Raw genomic sequence first — 20,467 nt, forward strand, 5'->3', positions numbered from 1 at the left:
TTTCCAGCCCGGCCGACGGTTAACCACTTGTCAGCCCCGGGCCGATAGGGTGACGGCGCAAGACGCAGCCGGGGGGCTGCGTTCGACGGGCGGCGGTGCCGCGGGGGCTTTGCGCCGGATACGGCAAGAAGGAGCATTATGCTTGGGGCGATCGTCTTTACCTACGGCATGCTGATGAGCTTCGTGTTGCAGGGCGCGACCCGCAACGCCAAGCTCGCGCGGCCCAATCCGCCGATGCTGCAATATGTCGGCTATCTGCTGTGCGGCCTGTCCGCGGGTCTGTCGATCATGCTGCTGATCATGGCCTTGACGGCAAGGGCCCCCTTCCCGCTGATGTAAGCGAGGATCGGGCGAAGCGGCCGGGAACCAGTCGCTTGACACGGCGTTTGCGCCCGCCTACCTGCACTCCTCTCCGAAATACCGGCTTCCGGCGACGCTCGTTTGCGTTCGTCGCGCTTTGCGTAGATGCAAGGTCTTGGAAGGCGGTGTTGGGTCGGAGGATGCGACGAGATGGGGGCGTGCGGCCATGCCGTTCCCCGTGGAGCTAGGAGAAACATTTCATGGCACGTATCGCGGGTGTCAATATCCCGACCAACAAGCGCGTGGTGATCGCGCTGACCTACATCCACGGCATTGGCCTGACCAAGTCCAAGGAAATCATCGCCAAGCTGAACATCGCGCCGGAGCGTCGCGTGCAGGACCTGACCGATCAGGAAGTGCTGCAGATCCGCGAGACGATCGACGCCGACCACACGGTCGAGGGCGATCTGCGTCGTGAGACGGCGATGAACATCAAGCGCCTGATGGATCTCGCCTGCTATCGTGGCCTGCGCCACCGCAAGGGCCTGCCGGTCCGCGGCCAGCGCACGCACACCAATGCGCGCACCCGCAAGGGCAAGGCGAAGCCGATCGCAGGCAAGAAGAAGTAATTCGTCCGGGGGACGAATTACTACGCCGGAGGCAGGCTCGATGCCGATTGCCCGGCGATTTCCGAATTAGGGTCAGGAATCTCAACCAATGGCACGTGAACCGCAGCGTATTCGCCGTCGCGAACGCAAGAACATCACCGCCGGCGTCGCCCATGTGAACGCCAGCTTCAACAACACCATGATCACCATCACCGACGCGCAGGGCAATGCCATCTCGTGGTCGTCGGCCGGTGCGATGGGCTTCAAGGGCAGCCGTAAGTCGACCCCGTATGCCGCTCAGGTGGCCGCGGAAGACGCCGGCAAGAAGGCCGCCGAGCACGGCGTCCGCACCCTCGAAGTCGAAGTCAAGGGTCCGGGTTCGGGCCGCGAGTCGGCGCTTCGCGCGCTGCAGGCGGTCGGGTTCCAGATCACCTCGATCCGCGACGTCACCTCGATCCCGCACAACGGTGTGCGTCCGTCGAAGCGTCGCCGCGTCTGATCTTCCACGCGCCGGCTGACGAGTCGGCGCGTTTTTCTCCCGGCTGGAGCTGCCCCCGTTCCGGCCCAAATTAGGGGACACCTGTGTCTGTCAATGCAAAGAACTGGCAGGAACTGAAGAAGCCCAACGGCCTTGAGAAAAAGGGCGGCGACGGCAAGCGGAAGGCGACCTTCGTGGCCGAGCCGCTGGAGCGTGGTTTCGGCCTGACGCTCGGCAACGCGCTGCGTCGCGTGCTGCTCTCCTCGCTGCAGGGCGCCGCCGTGACCTCGATCAAGATCGAGAACGTGCTGCACGAATTCTCCAGCCTGGCGGGCGTCCGCGAGGACGTCACCGACATCGTTCTGAACGTCAAGCAGATCGCGATCCGCATGCAGGGCGAGGGGCCGAAGCGCCTCCAGCTCTCGGCGACCGGCCCCGGCGAAGTCAAGGCCGGCGATATCGCCGTGTCGGGCGACATCGAGGTGATGAACCCCGAGCTGGTGCTGTGCCACCTCGACGAAGGCGCCACGCTCAACATGGAGCTGACCGCCGACATCGGTAAGGGCTACGTCCCCGCGACCGCCAACCGTCCGGCTGATGCGCCGATCGGCCTGATCCCGGTCGACGCGCTCTATTCGCCGGTGCGTCAGGTGTCGTACAAGGTCGACCCGACCCGCGTCGGTCAGGACCTCGACTACGACAAGCTGACGCTGACGATCGAGACCGACGGCACCGTGACGCCCGAGGATGCGGTGGCCTATGCCGGTCGTATCCTGCAGGACCAGCTGGCGCTGTTCGTTCACTTCGACGATTCGGCGATCACCCGTTCGTCCGCTCCGATCGGCCAGGCGGCCGCTCCGGCGGCTGGCGGCGACGCGGCCGGCGACACGCAGCAGATCAATCGTTATCTTCTCAAGAAGGTCGACGAGCTCGAACTGTCGGTGCGTTCGGCCAACTGCCTTAAGAACGACAACATCATCTACATCGGTGACCTCGTCGGCAAGACCGAGGCCGAGATGCTCCGGACCCCGAACTTCGGCCGCAAGTCGTTGAACGAGATCAAGGAAGTCCTCTCGTCCATGGGCCTGCGCCTCGGCATGGAAATCCCGGGCTGGCCGCCCGAGAACATCGAAGAGATGGCGAAGAAGCTCGAGCAGGAAATTATGGGGTAATCGCAGGCGGATAGCCTCGGCTATCCGCCGTCTCGGCGATGACCTCGGCCGACGGGCAGGGAAGCGGCAAAGCCGCAACCCTGCCCGTTCGACGTGACCGGTGCGGCCTCGCCGCACCGCCACCCGGCCGCCCAAGGACACGTCTCTTTGCGTGACCTTTATGAACTTACCGGGGCCTCAATGGCGGTGGCCCGTTACGAACCGCCTGGTCTGGGGATCTCCGTAAAACGGCCCCATAACGAACAAAGGAAGTTACCATGCGTCATCGCGTCGGCGGCCGTAAGCTGCAGCGTACCTCGGCCCATCGTATTGCGCTGTTCCGCAACATGTCGGCCGCGCTCATCAAGCATGAGCAGATCACCACTACCGTCGCCAAGGCGAAGGAACTGCGTCCCTACGTCGAGAAGCTGATTACGCTGGCCAAGAAGGGCGGCCTGTCGAACCGCCGTCTCGCCCATGCGCGCCTGCTCGACGATGCGCAGCTCGTGAAGCTGTTCGACGTCCTCGCCTCGCGCTACGCCGACCGCAACGGCGGCTACACCCGCATCATCAAGGCCGGCATCCGCGCCTCGGACGCCTCGCCGATGGCGATCATCGAGTTCGTCGACCGCGACGTCTCGGCCAAGGGCCAGGATTCGGGTCCGGTCCAGTCGGACGAGGATTTCGACGAAGCGGCATAAGCCCCGCCCCTTCATCCCGGGCATGTCCCGGAATGACGGAAAAGCTCCGGAGGCCGCGTCAGCAATGGCGCGGCCTCTTTCGTTATCGGCGTCGCATCGCTACACGCCCGCCATGCAGCATACCGACACCATCCTGATCGTCGACTTCGGCAGCCAGGTGACCCAGCTCATCGCCCGCCGCGTCCGCGAAGCCGGCGTCTATAGCGAGGTCGCCCCCTTCCAGTCCGCCGAGGCCGCGTTCGACCGGCTCAAGCCGGCGGGCATCATCCTGTCGGGCGGCCCCGCCTCGGTCACGGCCGAGAACAGCCCGCGCGCGCCGCAGGCCTTCTTCGAGGCGGGCATCCCGATCCTCGGCATCTGCTACGGCCAGCAATTGATGAGCGCGCAGCTCGGCGGCAACGTCATCGTCTCGGGCGACGGCGGCGAGTTCGGCAAGGCCTATGTCGAGGTGAAGGCCGATTGCGCGCTGTTCGACGGCCTCTGGGCCGAAGGCGAGCGCCATCAGGTCTGGATGAGTCACGGCGACAAGGTGAATGCGATCCCGCCCGGCTTCACCCCCGTCGCGACCTCGGAAGGCGCGCCCTATGCGATCGTCGCCGACGAATCGCGCCGCTTCTACGGCGTCCAGTTCCACCCCGAGGTCGTCCACACGCCGGATGGCGGCAGGCTGATCGCCAATTTCGCCCGCCACGTCTGCGGCCTCGCCGGCGACTGGACGATGGCCGAGTTCCGCGAGGCGAAGATCGCCGAGATCCGTGCGCAGGTCGGCAGCGGCAAGGTAATCTGCGGCCTGTCGGGCGGGGTCGATTCGTCGGTCGCCGCGCTGCTGATCCATGAGGCGATCGGCGATCAGCTCACCTGCGTGTTCGTCGATGGCGGCATCCTGCGCGCCGGCGAGGCCGAACAGGTCGTCAGCCTGTTCCGCGGCCATTACAACATCCCGCTCGTCCATGTGGAGGCGCAGGACCTGTTCATGGATGGCCTCGCCGGCGTCACCGACCCCGAGGCGAAGCGCAAGTTCATCGGCAAGACCTTCATCGACGTGTTCGAGGCGGAGGCGAAGAAGATCGGCGGGGCCGAGTTCCTCGCGCAGGGGACGCTCTACCCCGACGTGATCGAAAGCGTCAGCTTCACCGGCGGCCCCTCGGTGACGATCAAGAGCCACCACAATGTCGGCGGCCTGCCCGAGCGAATGAACATGAAGCTCGTCGAGCCCTTGCGCGAATTGTTCAAGGACGAGGTGCGCGCACTCGGTCGCGAGCTCGGCCTGCCCGACGTCTTCGTCGGCCGCCATCCCTTCCCCGGGCCCGGCCTCGCGATCCGCATCCCCGGCGAGGTGACGCGCGAACGGTGCGACATCCTGCGCAAGGCGGATGCGGTCTATCTCGAGGAGATCCGCAACGCCGGCCTGTATGATGCGATCTGGCAGGCGTTCGCGGTGCTGCTGCCGGTGCGGACCGTCGGGGTGATGGGCGACGGCCGCACCTATGACCATGTGCTCGCCCTGCGTGCGGTGACCTCGACCGACGGCATGACCGCCGAGGTGTTCGGCTTCCCGAGCGACTTCCTGCCGCGCGTCGCGACGCGCATCGTAAACGAGGTCAAGGGCGTCAACCGCGTGGTCTACGACTATACGTCGAAGCCGCCCGGTACGATCGAGTGGGAATGACCGGGCGCCAGTAACGGCGCGGGCAGCGATGCCCGCGCCGTTCGCGTTCAGAGGGTCACGCGCAGCGACAGCGAGGTGGTGCGGCCGTTGATCGAGCGCGCGCGGACGATACCGTTGGCGGGGATCGATCCGTCCTCCGCCTCGGTGAAGCCGCGCACGTCGAACACATTGTTGGCGTTCAGCGAGAGCAGCAGCCGGTCGGTCCAGCGCCATTGGGCGAAGCCGTTGACCTGGGTGAAGCCGGGCAGCCGCAGGTCGCCGACGTCCTGCGCATAGCTGCTGGTCGTGCCGACGACATTGGCGCCGACGCTGAACCGGTCGACGGTGACCTGCGGCGTCGCCTGGAAGATCAGCGCCGCCTGCCGCCGTGGCGTGCGGCCGACGCTCTGCGGGCTGAGCGCATCCTCGGTGACCTTGGCATCGGTATAGGTCGCGCCGACCGTGAGGTCGAACGGCCCGTAGCCATAGCCGCCGTCGACTTCGAAACCGTAGGCGCGGTATTTGCGGTCGATGAAGGTCTGCCGCGTCGCCTCGAAATTCTGCTCCTCGGTGCCGGCCCAGAAGCCGGTCAGATTGGCGGTGAGGCCGTCATGGCGATATTTCACCCCGGCCTCGGCCTGACGGACATAGTCGATGGCGGCGTCGCGGTTGGTCAGCGATCCGTCGACGGTGCTCACCTGCGGCCCGAACAGCAGACGGTCGGCGTTGGCGCGCGCGCCGCGGCTGTAGCGGGCGAAGACCGCGAAGGGCTCGGACACGCGGAGGTTGATGCCGGCCGAATAGGAGAGGTAATGCCAGGTGTAGTCGACCGGCGCCGGGCTGGTCAGCGGGATCACCGCCACCCTTCCTTCGGCGGCGGAGAGGCGATCGTCGCCGTCGATATCGAAGATGGTCGTGCCGATCCGGTTGCCGCCGAGTTCGGCGCCGTAGATCGACCCGCGCGCGCTGCCGTAATCGTAGCGGACGCTGGCACCGAGCGCGACGCGGCCGATCTTGTAGTTGAGCGAGCCGAACGGCGCGTTGACCGCATAATCGACGCGATAGCTGCGCCGGCAGCAGCCACCGAACCATGACGCGCCGAAGCCGTAATAGCCGTTCTGCGTGACGGCACGGCCGCGGCCGTCGAACACATCGACCAGGGCCGCGCGGCCGTCGCCGCGCACGTCCATCAGCGTCGAGGTCCATAGCCAGTCGGTGTCGACCGTCTGGCGCGACGCGTAGAAGCCGGCGGTGGTGGTCAGGTCGCCCTTGCCGACCCGGTCGACGCGGCTGACGCGCAGATCGTTGGTGACGTTGTTGAGGCTGTTCAGCTTGACGTCGAACACGACGATGCGCGCGAGCAGGCCGTTGCCGTTGATCGCGGACGGATCGGCAATCGCCTGACCGGCGGCCGGGCCGGTGGCGTAGCGCAGCGTCGCGCCGCTGCCGCCGAGGTCGGTCGCGGTCGCGGTCGCCGCCGCTCCGTCCACCGTGGCCGGGAAGTTCGAGATGAATCGTCCGGAGATGTCCGCATAGCGGAAGCGTTCGGTCAGCATCCAGCCCGACAGATCGACCTGCGTCTCGAAGCCGATCGCCTTGACCACCGGATGCTGACCGTCGCGCAGGTCGTCGACCACCGGATTGTTGTGCCCGTCGAGCGTGACGTTGCTGGTGACGTAGCGCGAGAGCAGCGCATCGTGCGCAATCGAGAAGCCCGGGATGTCCTCGTAATTCGGGTGGCCGTCGCTGCCGGTGACGCGCACCGGATTGGGGAGATAGGCCGCCGAGCGGTCGTCGAGCAGCTTGCCGTAGAGGCGGGCGTAGCCGCCGGTGAACGCTCGGGTGACGTTGACCTTGATCTGGCCGCCCTTGGTGCCGTCATAGCCGACGTGGCGTGGCCCCTCGCCCTGATGGTAGAAGCCGCCGACCTGGAAGCGTGTACCTTCGGCGATCTTGCCGCCGTAGGTGAAGTCGACGCGATGCTCGTCATAGTCGAGTCCGGTGCTCGCCTGGATCGCACCGCCGGCGACCTCGCCGGTCTTGGAGATCAGGTTGACGACGCCGCCCGGCGAGTTGGACGAGAAGGTCGAGGCGGAGCCGCCGCGGATCGCCTCGACCGAGGCGAGATTGAGGTCGGCGCGCAGGAAGATGTCGGCATTGCCGAAGGTGATGTCGCCGAATTCGAGGACGGGCAGGCCGTCTTCCTGCAATTGCAGGAACTTGGCGCCGCCAGTCGCGATCGGCAGGCCGCGGATCGAGATATTGGCATTGCCGTCGCCGCCCGAGCTTTCCGAGCGGATGCCGGGGATGTTGCGGAAGATCTCGGCGGTCGAGCGCGGCGCGATCTTGAGGATTTCGGTCTCGCGCAGCGAGCTGGTCGAGATCGCGCTGTCGAGCCGGTCGCGGCCGCGTGCCACCGCGGTGACGATGATGTCAGTGTTCTTCGCCGGCGCCCGTGCCGGATCGCCCGCCTTCTGCTCCGCCTCGGCCGGCATGTCCTGTGCGCTGGCCGGCTGCGGCAGGACATTGGCGAGGGTAATCATCGTCAAGCTTAGTCGGGCAAGAAGCACGGGGGGTCTCCATATGGGAAGCATACGGAGCCATTCTAGGGGATGTTTTCAAATGGCAGCGCTATCAGCGCAAAAATCACAATCGTTTGTAAGGAGATCGTCATAACCGGACCGCGGTAACGACATAGCCTTATCATCAGCCGGCAGCGGTAAACCCAAAAGTGTTATTTGAATCAATGCGGTAAAGGCGCGACCGCGATGACGGCAGGATCGCGGTGACGTCAGCCTGGGACCAGGATCTGGCGCGCCCGGCTGGATTCGAACCAGCGGCCACAAGCTTAGAAGGCTCGTGCTCTATCCATCTGAGCTACGGGCGCGCGCGGCAGACCGATTAGCGCGGTTTGCGCGGGACGGGAACCGCCATATAATGCGCCGCCATGGGCGAGCGGGGCGAACGGGCGATCGATGCCGCGGCGATGCGCGGGCAGGCGTTCCGCTATTACGACTTCGTCATGGCGGCGTTCGTCGCGATCCTGTTGCTGTCCAATGTGATCGGTGCGGGCAAAGTGGCGCAGATCGTGCTGCCCGGCATCGGGCCATGGCCGTTCGGCGCGGGCATCCTGTTCTTTCCGGTCAGCTACGTGATCGGCGACGTGTTGACCGAAGTCTATGGCTATGCGCGGGCGCGGCGGGTGATCTGGGCGGGTACCGCCGCGGTGGTGTTCATGGCGTTCATGAGCTGGGTGGTGGTCGCGCTGCCGCCGGCGCCGAGCTGGGGCAATCAGGCCGCCTATGCGACGATCTTCGGCCAGGTGCCGCGAATCGTGCTGGCGAGCGTCTGCGCCTTCTGGGCGGGCGAGTTCGTCAATTCCTACGTCATGGCGCGGATGAAGGTGCGTACCGCGGGCAGGCATCTGTGGATGCGGACGATCGGTTCGACGGTCCTCGGCGAAGGCGTGGACAGCCTGATCTTCTATCCGCTCGCCTTCCTCGGCGCGGCGGGGTTCACGCCGGCGCTGGTGGTCAAGGTGATGCTGACGCAATGGGCGCTCAAGGTGGCGTGGGAGGTGATCCTGACGCCCGTCACCTATGTCGTCGTCGCGGCGCTGAAGCGCGCCGAGGGCGTCGACGTCTTCGACCGCGCGACCGCCTTCACGCCGTTCCGGACGGGGGTGTGACCGCACCGGTGTTGGACGACATGGACAAGATGGACACCTTAATGGAAACGATCCGCTCCCATCGTTTCCGTTTTGGAGGTGATGGATCGACGATGCGAAAGAGCCGGCGGCGGGGATAGCAGGCGGGGCACGTGTAGGACAGCGCGACAGAGGCTCGCTTAGCCCGGCCGTCAGTCCGGGCCGTGCGAGACCCGCGGATGCCGCATCAATGGACCGGCAGCACGATACGCGCGATGAGACCCGGCACGTTGTCCGCCAGTTCGAACCGGCCGTTGTGGAGCCGCGCGACCGCCTCGATCAGCGCCATGCCGAGGCCCGCGCCCGGCGTCGTGCGCGCCGCGTCGAGCCGGCCGAAGCGCTTAAGCGCCTGTGCGCGGTCGGCTTCGGCGATGCCGGTGCCGCGATCCTCGACCTGGATCGCGATCTCCTGCGCGTGGCAGACGAGGCGCAACGTCAGCACGCCCCCGCTCGCGGCATGTTTGAGCGCATTGTCGATCAGGTTGGTGATCGCCTGGCTGAGCAATTCGCGGTGCAGCGGCATCGCCGGCGCGGAGGCGTCGATCGCGACGGTGAAGTCGAGCCCCGCCTCCTCCGCCACCGGCTCGTAGAGTTCGGCGATCTCCTCGACCAGTTCGGCGGGCTCGACGAGGATGAACCGGTCGCGCGACACCGATTCGGAGCGGCTGATCTCGATCACCATCGTCAGCATGCGCATGACGAGATCGGTCTCGACCAGCAGCCCGCCGAGCGCCGCCTCGCGCGCCGCGGGGTCGGCGATCAGCACCGCCTGCTCGGTCTTGGTACGCAGCCGGGTGAGCGGCGAGCGCAGGTCGTGCGCCATACTGTCGGTGACGACGCGCAATTCGACCATCAGCCGTTCGAGCTTGCCGAGCATCAGATTGAGCTGATGGCCGAGTCGGTCGAACGCGTCGCGTCGCGCCGGTGCGACCGGCACGCGGCGGGAAAGATCGCCCTCCCCCGCCGCCCCGATCACCGCGGCGATGCGGTTGAGGCGCAGACCGACGTAGCGCGCGAGCACCAGCCCGGCACCGACGCCGAGGATCAGCGACAGCAGCACCGCGACCGCGAGCGCGCCCTCGATCGCATTGCGCTCCGCCTCGACCAGATCGAGGCGGCGGCCGGTCAGCAGCCAGTGGTCGCCGATCGGACGCAGCGTATAGCCGATGTCGTTGGTCGCCTCGCTGGTGTCGAAGTCGGCGATGCGGAACTGGCTGGGGACGAGCGGGATGCCGACGTGCGCGGGGGCGTAGCCGGCGACGCGATTGCCATTGCCGTCGAGCACCGCGAGCAGCAGGGCGGTGTCGCCGGCGACGCGGGCGTGTTCGATCGCCTCGATCACCGCGGCGAGTCCGTCGGCGCGGTAGATCGCGCGCATCGCGTCCGACTGTTCGATCGTCTCGCGCCGGACGGTGCCGACCACCGCGGCGTCGGTCTGCCGCCAGACGAAGCCGACGAGCACGAGGTTGGAGATCAGCGCGAGCGCGATCGACAACAGGGCGATGCGGGCAGTGACGGACAGGCGCATGGCCCGTCCTAACCGACCGCCCACCAAATGCGAATCCGGATCAGACGGGATCGGCGGCAAGCCGGTAGCCGGCGCCCCGCACCGTGTGGAGAATCGGCGAGGCGAAGCCGTCCTCGAGTTTGCGACGCAGACGGCCGATATGGACGTCGACGACGTTCGAGCCCGGATCGAAATGATAGTTCCAGATCTTCTCGAGCATCATCGTCCGCGTGACGACCTGTCCGGCATGGCGGGCGAGGAATTCAAGCAGGTTGAATTCGCGCGCGCCGAGCGGGATGTTGCGGCCGGCGCGGGTGACATGCCGGGCAAGCAGGTCGATCTCGAGATCGCCGACCGCGAGCTTGGTCTTCGTCGGCTCGGTGGCGACGCGGTCGCTGCGGCGGACCAAGGCCTCGATCCGCGCGGACAGTTCGGCGAAGGAGAAGGGCTTGCAAAGATAGTCGTCGGCGCCGGCCTTGAGCCCGTCTACGCGATCGTCGACCGCGGCGAGCGCGGACAGGACGAGCACCGGCGTCGCGATCCCCGCGGCGCGGATCGCGCTGACCATCGAGAGGCCGTCGAGGCCGGGCAGCATGCGATCGGCGATGATGAGGTCGAAGATGCCCTCGCTGGCGAGGAACAGGCCGTCGCGGCCGTCGCGCGCCGATTCGACGGAATAGCCGCCCTCGGACAGGCCCTTGGCGAGATAGGCGGCGGTCGAGCTGTCATCCTCGACGATCAGGATCTTGCGGCTCACGGTGTCTTGCTCACGCTTCCTCACTACAGGAAAGGCCGGCGGAAAGCATCCCTTCCGCCGGCCCCTACGGCACCCCCGGGAGTGACGGGTACCGATCTCGACAAACCTGCCGATCGACGCTGCGACCGTGGGTTACGGTCTAGCGGAGCGGTGGTAGCGATGCGGTGACCGTCAGATGACAAAAACGTCATGGTTGTAACGGGTTATGTCGAAATCAGGAAATGTCGACGCCGCGCTACATTCGTCATCCCCGCGCAGGCGGGGATCCATACGCGCGGACCTCACGATGAATCGCGGACGTCGGAGGTTATGGATCCCCGCCTTCGCGGGGATGACAGAGAGGGGCAGAAGGGAAAGGCGAGGCCATCGCCCCCCTTACCCGTCGAGGATCGCCGCGATCGCCTGCGAGACGTGATCGATGTCGGCCATGCCGTTGACGCGCTCGACCAGTCCGCGCGCCTGATAGATCGGCAGGATCGGCGCGGTCTTGGCGCGATATTCGGCCATGCGCGTTTGCACCGTCTCGGCATTGTCGTCGGGGCGGCGCTTGAACGCGGTCGAGCCGCAGACGTCGCAGACGCCCTCGACCTTCGGGCGCTTGAAGCGGTCGTGATAGCCCTCGCCGCAATTGGCACAGGTATAGCGGCCCTCGACGCGCTCGATCAGCGCGGCCTCGTCGACCTCCAGCTCGATGACATGGTCGAGCGTCAGGCCGCGCGCTTCGAGCAATTCGTCGAGCGCGACGGCCTGCGCGGCGGTGCGCGGATAGCCGTCGAAGATCGCCCCGCCCCCGACGCCCTGGTCGAGCCGCTCGCCGATCAGCGCCGAGACGATCGCGTCCGAGACGAGCTCGCCCGCCTCCATCACCGCCTTCGCCTGCTGGCCGACGGGCGTGCCCGCCTTGACCGCGGCGCGCAGCATGTCGCCGGTCGACAATTGCTGCATCCCGCGCGTGGCCATCAGCCGCTGCGCCTGGGTGCCCTTGCCCGCTCCTGGCGGTCCGAGAAGGATGATGTTCACGCGAGCTCTCCCTGTTTGGCTCGTGGACTTGCCGACGTTAGCGGAGACGCCCGCCCTTCAGCTTCGCCTTCTTGATGAGATCGCCATATTGATGCGCGAGCAGATGGCTCTGGATCTGCGTCACCGTGTCCATCGTCACGTTGACGACGATCAGCAGGCTGGTGCCGCCAAGATAGAAGGGAATCGACAGCGCCGACACCAGATATTCGGGCAACAGGCAGATGATCGTCAGATAGGCCGCGCCGATCACGGTGATGCGGGTCAGCACGTAATCGAAGTAATTTTCGGTGTTCTTGCCCGGGCGGATGCCGGGGATGAACCCGCCATAGCGCTTGAGGTTGTCTGCGGTCTCTTCGGGATTGAAGACGACGGCGGTGTAGAAGAACGAGAAGAAGATGATGCCGGCGGCGTAGAGCGCCATGTACACCGGCTGGCCGTGCGCCAGATACTGGTTGAGGGTGATGATGAAGTCACCCCATTTCGATTGGCCGGCGACGCGCTGGCCCGCGAACTGGCTGATCGTCAGCGGCATCAGCAGCAGCGACGACGCGAAGATCGGCGGGATCACGCCCGCGGTGTTGATCTTGAGCGGCAGATGGCTGCGGTCGGCCTGCATGCCGCGCTGCGTCTGGCGCTTGGGATATTGGATCAGGATGCGACGCTGCGCGCGCTCCATGAAGCAGATGAACAGGATCAGCGCGACGACCGCGATGATGATGCCGATCAGCCGCACCGCGTCGATCGAACCCGACCGGCCGCCTTCGAGCAGGTTGACGAGCGTGGTCGGCAGATGCGCGACGATGCCGGCCATGATGATGAGGCTGACGCCGTTGCCGATGCCGCGGCTGGTGATCTGCTCGCCGAGCCACATCAGGAACATCGTGCCGCCGATCAGCGAGACCACTGCGGCGACGCGGAAGGTCATGCCCGGCTCGATCACCGCGGCGAGGCCGTTGCTCGCGCTCAGCGCCTCGAGCCCGACGGCGATGAAATAGCCCTGGATCGCGGTCAGCGCGACGGTGCCGTAGCGAGTATATTGGTTGAGCTTCTTGCGGCCCGATTCGCCTTCCTTCTTGATCGCGGCGAGCTGCGGCGACAGCGAGGTCGACAGCTGCACGACGATCGAGGCGGTGATATAGGGCATCACGCCGAGCGCGATCAGCGACATGCGGCTGAGCGACCCGCCCGAGAAGGTGTTGAAGAAGTCGAGCACACCGCCCGTGGTGCGCTGGCTGAGCAGGCCCAAAGCGGTCGGGTCGATGCCCGGCAGCGGCACGTAGCTCAGCAGCCGGAAGACGATCAGCGCGCCGATCGTGAACCACAACCGCTTCTTGAGGTCGGTCGCCTGCGCGAACTTCGCGAGGCTGATGCTTTGCGCCATCTGATCGGCTGCGGATGCCATGCGTGTATCCTGGAAACAAAAACGGCGGGATGCGTTTGAACCGCCCCGCCGCTCATATAGGCGCTGGGTGCGCCTTGTCTAATCGGTCCGGCGCTTTGTGTCCCCGCGCGCGGCGGGGACACGAAAGATTACGCCTTGAACGACGCCTTCTTTTCCTGGCGCGCCTTGTACTGCACGCCCTTCTTGGCGGCGGCCTTCTCGGCGGCGGGGACGATGGTCGGGATGTCGAGCGAGCCGCCGGTCTTCTCGACCTGCGCGCGCGCACCCGCCGACGCACCGGCGACGTGGAAGGCGAGCTTGGTGGTCAGCTCACCCTTGGCAAGCAGACGGACGCCGTCCTTGCCGCCACGGACGAGGCCGGCCGCCTTCAGCGCCGCCTGGTCGATCGTGCCGTCGGTCGACAGCTTGCCCGCGTCGATCGCCTTCTGGATCGCGCCGGTGTTCACCTCGGCATAATCCTTGGCGAAGATGTTGTTGAAGCCGCGCTTGGGCAGACGCATGTGGAGCGGCATCTGGCCGCCCTCGAAGCCGGCGATGCTGACGCCCTCGCGGCTCTTCTGACCCTTCTGGCCGCGGCCGCCGGTCTTGCCCTTGCCCGAACCGATGCCGCGTCCGACGCGGATCTTGGACTTGCGGGCACCCTGGTTGTCGCGGAGTTCGTTGAGCTTCATGATATGCACTCGCTTTCGCTTTTGTCGCGCTGATGGAAAAAGGAAGGGGGCCGCTTAGCCCCCTTCCCCGTATTTGTCACTAGGTCGGGACCGCCACCGTTCCGTCACCCCGGCCGAAGAGCCGGCGTCCCGCTTCTTCCAAAACGAAAGGAGCGGGACCCCGGATCAAGTCCGGGGTGACGGACGACGTATCAGCCCTGTACCTCGATCATATGTGCAACCTTGCGGATCATCCCGCGGACCTCGGGGCTGTCTTCCAGCTCCGAGACCTTGTGCATCTTGTTGAGGCCGAGGCCGATCAGCGTCGCGCGCTGATCCTTGGTGCGGCGGATCGGCGAACCGGTCTGCTTGATCTTGATCGTCGCCATGTCAGTTACTCCACGACGGCCGCTGCGTCCGCCTCGGCGGTCTGCGAACCACCGCGGCCGAGCAGGTCGGCGATCTTCTTGCCACGGCGCTGCGCGACCGACTTCGGCGAAGTCTGTTCACCCAGTGCCTCGAACGTGGCGCGGATCATGTTGTAGGGGTTGGACGTGCCGACCGACTTGGTCACCACGTCGGCAACGCCGAGGCTCTCGAAGATGGCGCGCATCGGGCCACCCGCGATGATGCCGGTGCCCTGCGGCGCCGAACGGAGCGTCACGCGACCGGCACCGAAGTGACCGTTGCCGTCGTGATGCAGCGTGCGGCCGTCCTTCAGCGGGACGCGGACCATCGCCTTCTTCGCGGCCGCAGTGGCCTTGGAGATGGCTTCCGGCACTTCGCGCGCCTTGCCGTGACCGAAGCCGACGCGGCCCTTGCCGTCACCGACGACGACCAGTGCGGCGAAACCGAAGCGCTTGCCGCCCTTCACCGTCTTCGAGACGCGGTTGATATGGACCAGCTTCTCGATCAGCTCTTCGCCGCCGTCATCCTGGCCGGGACGACCGCCACGGTTGTCGCGACCGCGACCGCCGTCACGACCACCGCGATTGCCACCGGGGCCACCGGGGCCACGGCCACCGCCGCCACCACGACCGCCGCGCGGCGGGCCGCCGCGACCGCCACCGGGACCGCCGAAGCCGCCCTGCTGGCCGCCCTGCGGCGCCGAATTGGCCTCCTGGGGAGCGCCTTCAGCCGCTGCGGGCTGCACGTTGTTCTCGTCAGCCATATTAGAACTCCAATCCGGCGGCACGCGCCGCCTCAGCCAGCGCCTTGACGCGGCCGTGGAACAGGAAGCCGCCACGATCGAACACGACCTGCGTCACGCCGGCGGCCTTCGCCGCCTCCGCCACGCGGGTGCCGACGGCGGTCGCTGCCGCGATGTTGGCGCCGGACGTGTCGCGCACGTCCTTCTCCAGCGTCGAGGCCGAAGCGACGGTCTTGCCGGCGACGTCGTCGATCACCTGGGCATACATGTGCTTGCCCGAGCGATGGATCGACAGCCGCGGGCGGGTGCCCGAACGTGCCTTCAGCGCGGTACGGTTGCGCCGACGGCGCTTCGCGAAAAGAGAGAGACCCTTGGTCATTACTTCTTCTTCCCTTCCTTGCGGAAGATGAACTCGCCGTCGTACTTGATGCCCTTGCCCTTGTACGGCTCGGGCTTGCGCCACTGACGGATCTCGGCGGCCAGCTGGCCGACCTTCTGCTTGTCGGAACCGCTGATCTCGACGGTCGTCGCGTCCGGCGTCTTGACCTCGATGCCTTCCGGCACGTCGATGTTGACGTCGTGGCTGTAGCCGAGCTGCAGCTTGAGGTTACGACCCTGTGCGGCGGCACGGTAGCCGACGCCGGTGATCAGCAGCTTCTTGGTGAAGCCGTCGGTCACGCCGGTGACCAGGTTCTGCACCATCGTCCGCTGCATGCCCCAGAACGCGCGCGCGCGCTTGGTGTCGTTGGCCGGCTGCACCTGGATGCCGCCGTCCTCGAGCGTGTAGCTGATCTCGTCGCGGAGCGGCATGGTGAGGGTGCCCTTGGGGCCCTTCACGCTGATGATGCCGTCGTTGATCGTCGGGGTGACGCCGGCCGGCAAGGCAATCGGCTTCTTACCAATGCGGCTCATCAGAAGACCTCCGCGAGCACTTCGCCGCCGACATTCTGCTCGCGCGCTTCCGCGTCGGACAGAACGCCACGAGGCGTCGAGACGATGGTGATGCCGAGGCCGTTGCGGACGCGGGGAAGTTCCTGCGAGCCGGAATAGACGCGGCGGCCGGGCTTCGAGACGCGGGCGACATGCTTGATCGCCGGCTGACCCTCGAAATACTTCAGCTCGATGCGGACGCCCGCTGCGGGGCCCATCTGCTCGTCGCTGTAGCCACGGATATAGCCTTCGCGCTGCAGCACGTCGAGCACGCGGATGCGCAGCTTCGACGCCGGCGAGAGGACGGAGTCCTTCTTCGCGCGCTGGCCGTTGCGGATACGGGTGAGCAAATCACCCAGGGGATCGGTCACTGCCATGATGAATCCTTACCAGCTCGACTTGGTGAGACCGGGGATCATGCCCTTATTGGCCAGATCACGGAGCATCACGCGTGCGAGACGGAACTTGCGGTAATAAGCGCGCGGGCGGCCCGTGATCTCGCACCGGTTGCGGATGCGGGTCGGGTTCGCGTTGCGCGGCAGTTCCGCCATCTTGAGGCGAGCGATCAGACGCTCGCTCTCGTCGAGGCTCTGGTCATTCGCCATCGCCTTCAGCTTCGCCAGCTTGGGAGCATATTGCTTCACAAGCTTCTTGCGACGCTCATTCTTGTTGATCGAACTCAGTTTCGCCATGGACTTAAGCTCTCTTCCTTACTTCAGGAAAGCGAGGCTGCTCACGCAGCCTGCTTCTGCTGCTCAGCCTCGGGCTGAGGGAACGGGAAACCGAAGAGACGGAGCAGCTCGCGCGCCTCGTCGTCGGTCTTCGCCGTGGTGGTGACGATCACGTCCATGCCGCGCACCTTGTCGATGCGGTCATAGTTGATCTCCGGGAACACGATCTGCTCCTTGATGCCGCAGGCGTAATTGCCACGGCCGTCGAAGCTCTTCGGATTGAGGCCGCGGAAATCGCGGACGCGGGGAAGAGCGATCGTGATGAAACGGTCGAGGAATTCGTACATGCGCTCGCGGCGAAGGGTGACCTTCACGCCGATCGGCATGCCCTCGCGCAGCTTGAACTGCGCGATCGACTTCTTCGCCTTGGTGATCACGGGCTTCTGCCCGGCGATCAGCTCCATTTCGGAAGCGGCCTGGTCGACGCGCTTCTTGTCCTGGGTGGCCTCGCCGACGCCCATGTTGAGGACGATCTTCTCGATCCGGGGGATCTCGTTGACGTTCTTATAGCCGAACTTCTCGACCATCGCCTTGACGATCGTGTCCTCGTAGATGCCCTTCATGCGGGGCTTGTAGGCTGCATCAGCCATCGATCTTGTCCCCCGTCTTCACGGCCACGCGGACCTTCTTGCCGTCCTGCGTCTCGAAGCGGACGCGGGTGGGCTTGCCGTCGGCGGTCACGTGCGCGACCTTCGAGATGTGCAACGGCGCCTCGATCTTCTCGAGACCGCCCTGCGGGTTCGCCTGGGTCGGCTTGCGGTGGCGCGTCGCGACGTTGACGCCGCCGACGACGACCTTGCCGTCCTTCGGCATCGCCAGGGTCACGGTGCCGGTCTTGCCCTTGTCCTTGCCGGACAGGACGATGACCTGGTCACCCTTCTTGATCTTCGCGGCGGCCATTACAGCACCTCGGGAGCGAGAGAGATGATCTTCATGTGCTTCTTGCCACGCAGCTCGCGCACGACCGGGCCGAAGATACGGGTGCCGATCGGCTCCTCGTTCTTGTTGACCAGGACGGCGGCGTTGCCGTCGAAGCGGATGGTCGAGCCATCGGCACGGTGGATGTCCTTGGCGGTGCGGACGATGACGGCGCGATGCACGTCACCCTTCTTCACCTTGCCGCGGGGCTGTGCTTCCTTGATGCTGACGACGATGATGTCGCCGACGGTGGCGGTACGACGCTTCGAGCCGCCCAGCACCTTGATGCACTGCACCCGCTTCGCGCCACTGTTGTCAGCGACGTCGAGATTGGATTGCATCTGGATCATCGATCCATTTCCTTCTCGTCTATGGGGTGGATACCGACCCAACCCCGCCTAAAATAACGACCCCGGCGCAGCGGACTGCACCGGGGGAGCGGCCCTGTACCCACTCCGCTGGCAGGACGCAAGCCCTGCCCTGTTCATCCGCCGGCCGAAGCCGGCGGTGAGTTATGCGTCGACGTCGACCCGCTCGGGCGTCGCATGGGTGTTGACCCGATCGACGACCTTCCAGGTCTTCAGCTTGGAGATCGGTGCGGTCTCTTCGATCCGCACCGTTTCGCCCTGCTTGTACTCGTTCGCCTCGTCATGGGCGTGGTACTTCTTCGAGCGACGGATGATCTTGCCGTAGAGCGGGTGCTTGACCTTGCGCTCCACGTTCACGACCACCGTCTTGTCGCCCTTGTCGGACACGATCAGTCCGGTCAGCACGCGCTTCGGCATCTGATGTTCCTTACTTGGCAGCCGCGGCGCTGGTGCGCTGCGCCTGGAGGGTCTTGATCCGCGCGATGTCGCGACGGACTTCCTTGACGCGGCTCGGCTTCTCGAGCTGGTTCGTCGCCGCCTGGAAGCGGAGGTTGAACTGCTCGCGCTTCAGCTGGCCGAGGCTCTCGGACAGCTGATCGTCGCTCTGGCTAAGAAAATCGGACTTGGCCATTATCACTCGCCTCCGAGGTGGCTGGTGTCACCCAGGCGGGCGACGACCTTGACTTTGATCGGGAGCTTCATCGCGGCGCGCTCGAACGCCTCAGCGGCGATCTTGCCTTCGACGCCGTCGAGCTCGAACAGGATCCGGCCCGGCTTGACGCGGGCGGCCCAGAATTCGGGCGAACCCTTGCCCGAGCCCATGCGGACTTCGGCCGGCTTCGACGAGACGGGGACGTCCGGGAAGATGCGGATCCACAAACGCCCCTGGCGCTTGATGTGACGCGTGATCGCGCGGCGGGCCGCCTCGATCTGGCGTGCGGTGATCCGGTCCGGCTCCATCGCCTTCAGGCCGTACGACCCGAAGTTGAGGCTGGTGCCACCCTTGGCGTCGCCATGGATGCGGCCCTTGAAGGCCTTGCGGAATTTGGTGCGCTTTGGCTGCAACATGTCGTGTCAGTCCTTAACGACGGTCGTCGCGGGCCGGGCGGACGCCGGAGGTCTGAGCCTCCATCATCAGCCGGTCCTGCGCCATCGGGTCATGGCCGAGGATCTCGCCCTTGAAGACCCAGACCTTCACGCCGCACACGCCGTAGGACGTGTGGGCCTGGGCCTCGGCATAATCGATGTTCGCGCGCAGCGTGTGCAGCGGAACCCGACCTTCGCGATAGCTCTCCGAACGCGCGATCTCGGCGCCGCCGAGACGGCCGCCGCAAGCGACGCGGATGCCGTCGGCACCCAGGCGCATCGCCGACTGCACCGCACGCTTCATGGCGCGGCGGAAGGCGATACGACGCTCGAGCTGGTCGGCGATACCCTGTGCGACGAGCTTGGCGTCGATCTCCGGCTTGCGGATCTCAACGATGTTCAGCGACACGTCGGACTTGGTCATCGCGCCGATCGTCTTGCGCAGCTTCTCGATGTCCGAGCCCTTCTTGCCGATGATCACACCGGGACGGGCAGCGAAGATCGAGATGCGGCACAGCTTGGCCGGACGCTCGATGACGACCTTGGAGATGGCGGCCTGCGGCAGCGTCTTCATGATGAAGGCGCGGATCTTCAGATCCTCCAGCAGCAGCTGGCCATAATCATGGCCTTCGGCGAACCAGCGGCTGTCCCAGGTCCGGTTGATCTGGAGCCGCATGCCGATGGGGTTGCTCTTGTGACCCATTATGCTTCTTCCTGCTCGCGCACGACGATGCGCAGACGGCTGAACGGCTTCAGGATGCGGGTGGACTTGCCACGGCCGCGGGTCGCGAAGCGCTTCATGGTGATCGACTTGCCGACCGAGGCCTCGGCGACGACGAGCGCGTCGACGTCGAGGTTGTGGTTGTTCTCGGCGTTGGCGATGGCCGAGGCCAGCACCTTGCGCGCGTCGATCGCCATCGCCTTGGTCGAGAACTGAAGGATGCTCATCGCATCGCCGACCGGCTTGTTGCGGATCAGCGCCGCGACCAGGTTCAGCTTCTGCGCCGAACCACGGATCTGCGTCGCGACGGCAAGCGCTTCCTTCTCGCCGACCTTGCGGGGGGATACAGGCTTGCTCATCAGCGCTTGCCCTTCTTGTCAGCGGCGTGACCCGGGAAGTAGCGCGTCGGCGCGAACTCACCCAGCTTCATGCCGACCATGTCTTCATTGACCGACACCGGCACGAACTTGCGGCCGTTGTAGACGTTGAACGTGAGGCCGACGAACGACGGCAGGATGGTGGAACGACGCGACCAGGTCTTGATCGGCGCGCGGCCACCGGCATCCTGCGCGGTTTCCGCCTTCTTCAGAAGGCTCAGTTCGACGAACGGGCCCTTCCAGACTGAACGAGCCATG

At 65.9% G+C, this 20,467-nt stretch carries 28 protein-coding genes and 1 tRNA gene; 7 read left to right on the top strand and 22 right to left on the bottom strand.

Annotated elements, in window-relative coordinates; translation table 11 throughout:
• The first annotated feature begins 138 nt into the window (after positions 1-138).
• From FFS23_RS11285 to guaA, 6 genes are all read left to right on the top strand, one after another.
• Positions 139-339, top strand: coding sequence for a hypothetical protein (locus FFS23_RS11285; RefSeq protein WP_137898693.1), 201 nt, complete (start codon positions 139-141; stop codon positions 337-339).
• A gap of 221 nt (positions 340-560) precedes the next feature.
• Positions 561-929 (top strand): 30S ribosomal protein S13, encoded by a 369-nt coding sequence (rpsM, locus tag FFS23_RS11290; protein WP_038663341.1) that lies wholly within the window; start codon positions 561-563, stop codon positions 927-929.
• Between the two features lie 88 nt (positions 930-1,017).
• Positions 1,018-1,407: a 30S ribosomal protein S11 gene (rpsK, locus tag FFS23_RS11295; RefSeq protein ID WP_037534130.1), complete on the top strand. Its 390-nt coding sequence runs from the start codon at positions 1,018-1,020 to the stop codon at positions 1,405-1,407.
• Between the two features lie 83 nt (positions 1,408-1,490).
• Positions 1,491-2,558 (top strand): DNA-directed RNA polymerase subunit alpha, encoded by a 1,068-nt coding sequence (locus FFS23_RS11300; RefSeq protein ID WP_038663345.1) that lies wholly within the window; start codon positions 1,491-1,493, stop codon positions 2,556-2,558.
• 257 nt (positions 2,559-2,815) lie between these two features.
• The gene (gene rplQ, locus FFS23_RS11305) at positions 2,816-3,238 is read left to right on the top strand and encodes a 50S ribosomal protein L17 (protein ID WP_038663347.1); all 423 of its coding nucleotides are present in this window, start codon (positions 2,816-2,818) and stop codon (positions 3,236-3,238) included.
• Positions 3,239-3,350: 112 nt separating this feature from the next.
• Positions 3,351-4,907 (top strand): glutamine-hydrolyzing GMP synthase, encoded by a 1,557-nt coding sequence (gene guaA / locus FFS23_RS11310; RefSeq protein ID WP_137898694.1) that lies wholly within the window; start codon positions 3,351-3,353, stop codon positions 4,905-4,907.
• 47 nt (positions 4,908-4,954) lie between these two features.
• Here the strand turns inward: guaA and FFS23_RS11315 are convergent, their stop codons facing one another.
• Both FFS23_RS11315 and FFS23_RS11320 read right to left on the bottom strand, forming a co-directional pair.
• Positions 4,955-7,429 (bottom strand): TonB-dependent receptor, encoded by a 2,475-nt coding sequence (locus FFS23_RS11315; protein WP_171009459.1) that lies wholly within the window; start codon positions 7,427-7,429, stop codon positions 4,955-4,957.
• Between the two features lie 267 nt (positions 7,430-7,696).
• A tRNA-Arg gene (locus FFS23_RS11320) sits at positions 7,697-7,773 on the bottom strand.
• A 60-nt stretch (positions 7,774-7,833) separates the two neighbouring features.
• Here FFS23_RS11320 and FFS23_RS11325 point away from each other — a divergent pair.
• Positions 7,834-8,574: a queuosine precursor transporter gene (locus FFS23_RS11325; protein WP_137898696.1), complete on the top strand. Its 741-nt coding sequence runs from the start codon at positions 7,834-7,836 to the stop codon at positions 8,572-8,574.
• Positions 8,575-8,779: 205 nt separating this feature from the next.
• On the opposite strand, the gene FFS23_RS11330 is transcribed toward FFS23_RS11325, so the two are convergent.
• The 20 genes from FFS23_RS11330 to rpsS all read right to left on the bottom strand — a co-directional run bounded on the left by FFS23_RS11330 (position 8,780) and on the right by rpsS (position 20,466).
• Positions 8,780-10,120: a sensor histidine kinase gene (locus tag FFS23_RS11330; RefSeq protein ID WP_137898697.1), complete on the bottom strand. Its 1,341-nt coding sequence runs from the start codon at positions 10,118-10,120 to the stop codon at positions 8,780-8,782.
• A 40-nt stretch (positions 10,121-10,160) separates the two neighbouring features.
• Positions 10,161-10,856 carry a winged helix-turn-helix domain-containing protein gene (locus FFS23_RS11335; protein ID WP_038663357.1) on the bottom strand — a complete coding sequence of 232 codons (696 nt, stop codon included), beginning with the start codon at positions 10,854-10,856 and terminating at the stop codon, positions 10,161-10,163.
• A 375-nt stretch (positions 10,857-11,231) separates the two neighbouring features.
• Positions 11,232-11,876 carry an adenylate kinase gene (locus FFS23_RS11340; RefSeq protein ID WP_038663359.1) on the bottom strand — a complete coding sequence of 215 codons (645 nt, stop codon included), beginning with the start codon at positions 11,874-11,876 and terminating at the stop codon, positions 11,232-11,234.
• A 37-nt stretch (positions 11,877-11,913) separates the two neighbouring features.
• Positions 11,914-13,278, bottom strand: a complete 1,365-nt coding sequence (secY, locus tag FFS23_RS11345) for a preprotein translocase subunit SecY (RefSeq protein WP_038663362.1) — start codon at positions 13,276-13,278, stop codon at positions 11,914-11,916.
• A gap of 128 nt (positions 13,279-13,406) precedes the next feature.
• On the bottom strand, positions 13,407-13,949 hold the full coding sequence (rplO, locus tag FFS23_RS11350; protein ID WP_038663364.1) for a 50S ribosomal protein L15: 543 nt from the start codon (positions 13,947-13,949) through the stop codon (positions 13,407-13,409).
• A 191-nt stretch (positions 13,950-14,140) separates the two neighbouring features.
• Entirely contained in the window at positions 14,141-14,317 is a 177-nt protein-coding gene (gene rpmD / locus FFS23_RS11355) for a 50S ribosomal protein L30 (RefSeq protein ID WP_038663366.1), read from the bottom strand.
• A gap of 5 nt (positions 14,318-14,322) precedes the next feature.
• A complete protein-coding gene (gene rpsE, locus FFS23_RS11360) occupies positions 14,323-15,099 on the bottom strand; it encodes a 30S ribosomal protein S5 (RefSeq protein ID WP_137898698.1) in 777 nt (258 codons plus the stop codon).
• Position 15,100: 1 nt separating this feature from the next.
• On the bottom strand, positions 15,101-15,457 hold the full coding sequence (rplR, locus tag FFS23_RS11365) for a 50S ribosomal protein L18 (protein ID WP_038663371.1): 357 nt from the start codon (positions 15,455-15,457) through the stop codon (positions 15,101-15,103).
• Complete coding sequence (rplF, locus tag FFS23_RS11370) at positions 15,457-15,990, bottom strand: 50S ribosomal protein L6 (RefSeq protein WP_038663374.1); 534 nt, start codon at positions 15,988-15,990, stop codon at positions 15,457-15,459. Before rplF ends, rplR begins: the two co-directional genes overlap by 1 nt.
• On the bottom strand, positions 15,990-16,385 hold the full coding sequence (gene rpsH, locus FFS23_RS11375; RefSeq protein ID WP_037534152.1) for a 30S ribosomal protein S8: 396 nt from the start codon (positions 16,383-16,385) through the stop codon (positions 15,990-15,992). The genes rplF and rpsH overlap by 1 nt, the downstream gene beginning before the upstream one ends.
• Positions 16,386-16,394: 9 nt before the next feature.
• Entirely contained in the window at positions 16,395-16,700 is a 306-nt protein-coding gene (gene rpsN, locus FFS23_RS11380) for a 30S ribosomal protein S14 (protein WP_038663377.1), read from the bottom strand.
• 41 nt (positions 16,701-16,741) lie between these two features.
• Positions 16,742-17,329 carry a 50S ribosomal protein L5 gene (rplE, locus tag FFS23_RS11385; protein ID WP_038663381.1) on the bottom strand — a complete coding sequence of 196 codons (588 nt, stop codon included), beginning with the start codon at positions 17,327-17,329 and terminating at the stop codon, positions 16,742-16,744.
• Entirely contained in the window at positions 17,322-17,639 is a 318-nt protein-coding gene (rplX, locus tag FFS23_RS11390; protein ID WP_038663384.1) for a 50S ribosomal protein L24, read from the bottom strand. The genes rplE and rplX overlap by 8 nt, the downstream gene beginning before the upstream one ends.
• Complete coding sequence (rplN, locus tag FFS23_RS11395) at positions 17,639-18,007, bottom strand: 50S ribosomal protein L14 (RefSeq protein ID WP_037534160.1); 369 nt, start codon at positions 18,005-18,007, stop codon at positions 17,639-17,641. The genes rplX and rplN overlap by 1 nt, the downstream gene beginning before the upstream one ends.
• Positions 18,008-18,169: 162 nt before the next feature.
• On the bottom strand, positions 18,170-18,442 hold the full coding sequence (gene rpsQ / locus FFS23_RS11400) for a 30S ribosomal protein S17 (protein ID WP_037534161.1): 273 nt from the start codon (positions 18,440-18,442) through the stop codon (positions 18,170-18,172).
• A gap of 10 nt (positions 18,443-18,452) precedes the next feature.
• On the bottom strand, positions 18,453-18,656 hold the full coding sequence (rpmC, locus tag FFS23_RS11405; protein WP_038663387.1) for a 50S ribosomal protein L29: 204 nt from the start codon (positions 18,654-18,656) through the stop codon (positions 18,453-18,455).
• Between the two features lie 2 nt (positions 18,657-18,658).
• Positions 18,659-19,093, bottom strand: coding sequence for a 50S ribosomal protein L16 (gene rplP, locus FFS23_RS11410; protein WP_037534163.1), 435 nt, complete (start codon positions 19,091-19,093; stop codon positions 18,659-18,661).
• A gap of 13 nt (positions 19,094-19,106) precedes the next feature.
• A complete protein-coding gene (gene rpsC / locus FFS23_RS11415) occupies positions 19,107-19,814 on the bottom strand; it encodes a 30S ribosomal protein S3 (protein WP_037534164.1) in 708 nt (235 codons plus the stop codon).
• Positions 19,814-20,191 carry a 50S ribosomal protein L22 gene (gene rplV, locus FFS23_RS11420; protein ID WP_038663392.1) on the bottom strand — a complete coding sequence of 126 codons (378 nt, stop codon included), beginning with the start codon at positions 20,189-20,191 and terminating at the stop codon, positions 19,814-19,816. Before rplV ends, rpsC begins: the two co-directional genes overlap by 1 nt.
• Entirely contained in the window at positions 20,191-20,466 is a 276-nt protein-coding gene (rpsS, locus tag FFS23_RS11425) for a 30S ribosomal protein S19 (RefSeq protein ID WP_017979490.1), read from the bottom strand. The genes rplV and rpsS overlap by 1 nt, the downstream gene beginning before the upstream one ends.
• Position 20,467: the final 1 nt, after the last annotated feature.

This window comes from Sphingomonas sp. 2SG (assembly GCF_005503285.1).
In the GTDB taxonomy this organism is placed as follows: domain Bacteria; phylum Pseudomonadota; class Alphaproteobacteria; order Sphingomonadales; family Sphingomonadaceae; genus Sphingomonas; species Sphingomonas taxi.

Bases quoted from the DNA above. Each gene is read 5' to 3' on its own strand.
- rplQ (WP_038663347.1), top strand. From the start codon at position 2,816: ATGCGTCATCGCGTCGGCGGCCGTAAGCTGCAGCGTACCTCGGCCCAT.
- rpsH (WP_037534152.1), bottom strand. From the start codon at position 16,385: ATGGCAGTGACCGATCCCCTGGGTGATTTGCTCACCCGTATCCGCAAC.
- rpsK (WP_037534130.1), top strand. From the start codon at position 1,018: ATGGCACGTGAACCGCAGCGTATTCGCCGTCGCGAACGCAAGAACATC.
- rplE (WP_038663381.1), bottom strand. From the start codon at position 17,329: ATGGCTGATGCAGCCTACAAGCCCCGCATGAAGGGCATCTACGAGGAC.
- rpmC (WP_038663387.1), bottom strand. From the start codon at position 18,656: ATGGCCAAGTCCGATTTTCTTAGCCAGAGCGACGATCAGCTGTCCGAG.
- guaA (WP_137898694.1), top strand. From the start codon at position 3,351: ATGCAGCATACCGACACCATCCTGATCGTCGACTTCGGCAGCCAGGTG.
- rpsN (WP_038663377.1), bottom strand. From the start codon at position 16,700: ATGGCGAAACTGAGTTCGATCAACAAGAATGAGCGTCGCAAGAAGCTT.
- rplO (WP_038663364.1), bottom strand. From the start codon at position 13,949: ATGAAGCTCAACGAACTCCGCGACAACCAGGGTGCCCGCAAGTCCAAG.
- rplV (WP_038663392.1), bottom strand. From the start codon at position 20,191: ATGAGCAAGCCTGTATCCCCCCGCAAGGTCGGCGAGAAGGAAGCGCTT.
- rplF (WP_038663374.1), bottom strand. From the start codon at position 15,990: ATGAGCCGCATTGGTAAGAAGCCGATTGCCTTGCCGGCCGGCGTCACC.
- rpsE (WP_137898698.1), bottom strand. From the start codon at position 15,099: ATGGCTGACGAGAACAACGTGCAGCCCGCAGCGGCTGAAGGCGCTCCC.
- rpsQ (WP_037534161.1), bottom strand. From the start codon at position 18,442: ATGCCGAAGCGCGTGCTGACCGGACTGATCGTGTCCGACAAGGGCGAC.
- rpsC (WP_037534164.1), bottom strand. From the start codon at position 19,814: ATGGGTCACAAGAGCAACCCCATCGGCATGCGGCTCCAGATCAACCGG.
- rplP (WP_037534163.1), bottom strand. From the start codon at position 19,093: ATGTTGCAGCCAAAGCGCACCAAATTCCGCAAGGCCTTCAAGGGCCGC.
- FFS23_RS11330 (WP_137898697.1), bottom strand. From the start codon at position 10,120: ATGCGCCTGTCCGTCACTGCCCGCATCGCCCTGTTGTCGATCGCGCTC.
- FFS23_RS11315 (WP_171009459.1), bottom strand. From the start codon at position 7,429: ATGATTACCCTCGCCAATGTCCTGCCGCAGCCGGCCAGCGCACAGGAC.
- rpsS (WP_017979490.1), bottom strand. From the start codon at position 20,466: ATGGCTCGTTCAGTCTGGAAGGGCCCGTTCGTCGAACTGAGCCTTCTG.
- rplX (WP_038663384.1), bottom strand. From the start codon at position 17,639: ATGGCCGCCGCGAAGATCAAGAAGGGTGACCAGGTCATCGTCCTGTCC.
- rpmD (WP_038663366.1), bottom strand. From the start codon at position 14,317: ATGGCGACGATCAAGATCAAGCAGACCGGTTCGCCGATCCGCCGCACC.
- rplN (WP_037534160.1), bottom strand. From the start codon at position 18,007: ATGATCCAGATGCAATCCAATCTCGACGTCGCTGACAACAGTGGCGCG.
- secY (WP_038663362.1), bottom strand. From the start codon at position 13,278: ATGGCATCCGCAGCCGATCAGATGGCGCAAAGCATCAGCCTCGCGAAG.
- FFS23_RS11325 (WP_137898696.1), top strand. From the start codon at position 7,834: ATGGGCGAGCGGGGCGAACGGGCGATCGATGCCGCGGCGATGCGCGGG.
- rpsM (WP_038663341.1), top strand. From the start codon at position 561: ATGGCACGTATCGCGGGTGTCAATATCCCGACCAACAAGCGCGTGGTG.
- rplR (WP_038663371.1), bottom strand. From the start codon at position 15,457: ATGACCAAGGGTCTCTCTCTTTTCGCGAAGCGCCGTCGGCGCAACCGT.
- FFS23_RS11285 (WP_137898693.1), top strand. From the start codon at position 139: ATGCTTGGGGCGATCGTCTTTACCTACGGCATGCTGATGAGCTTCGTG.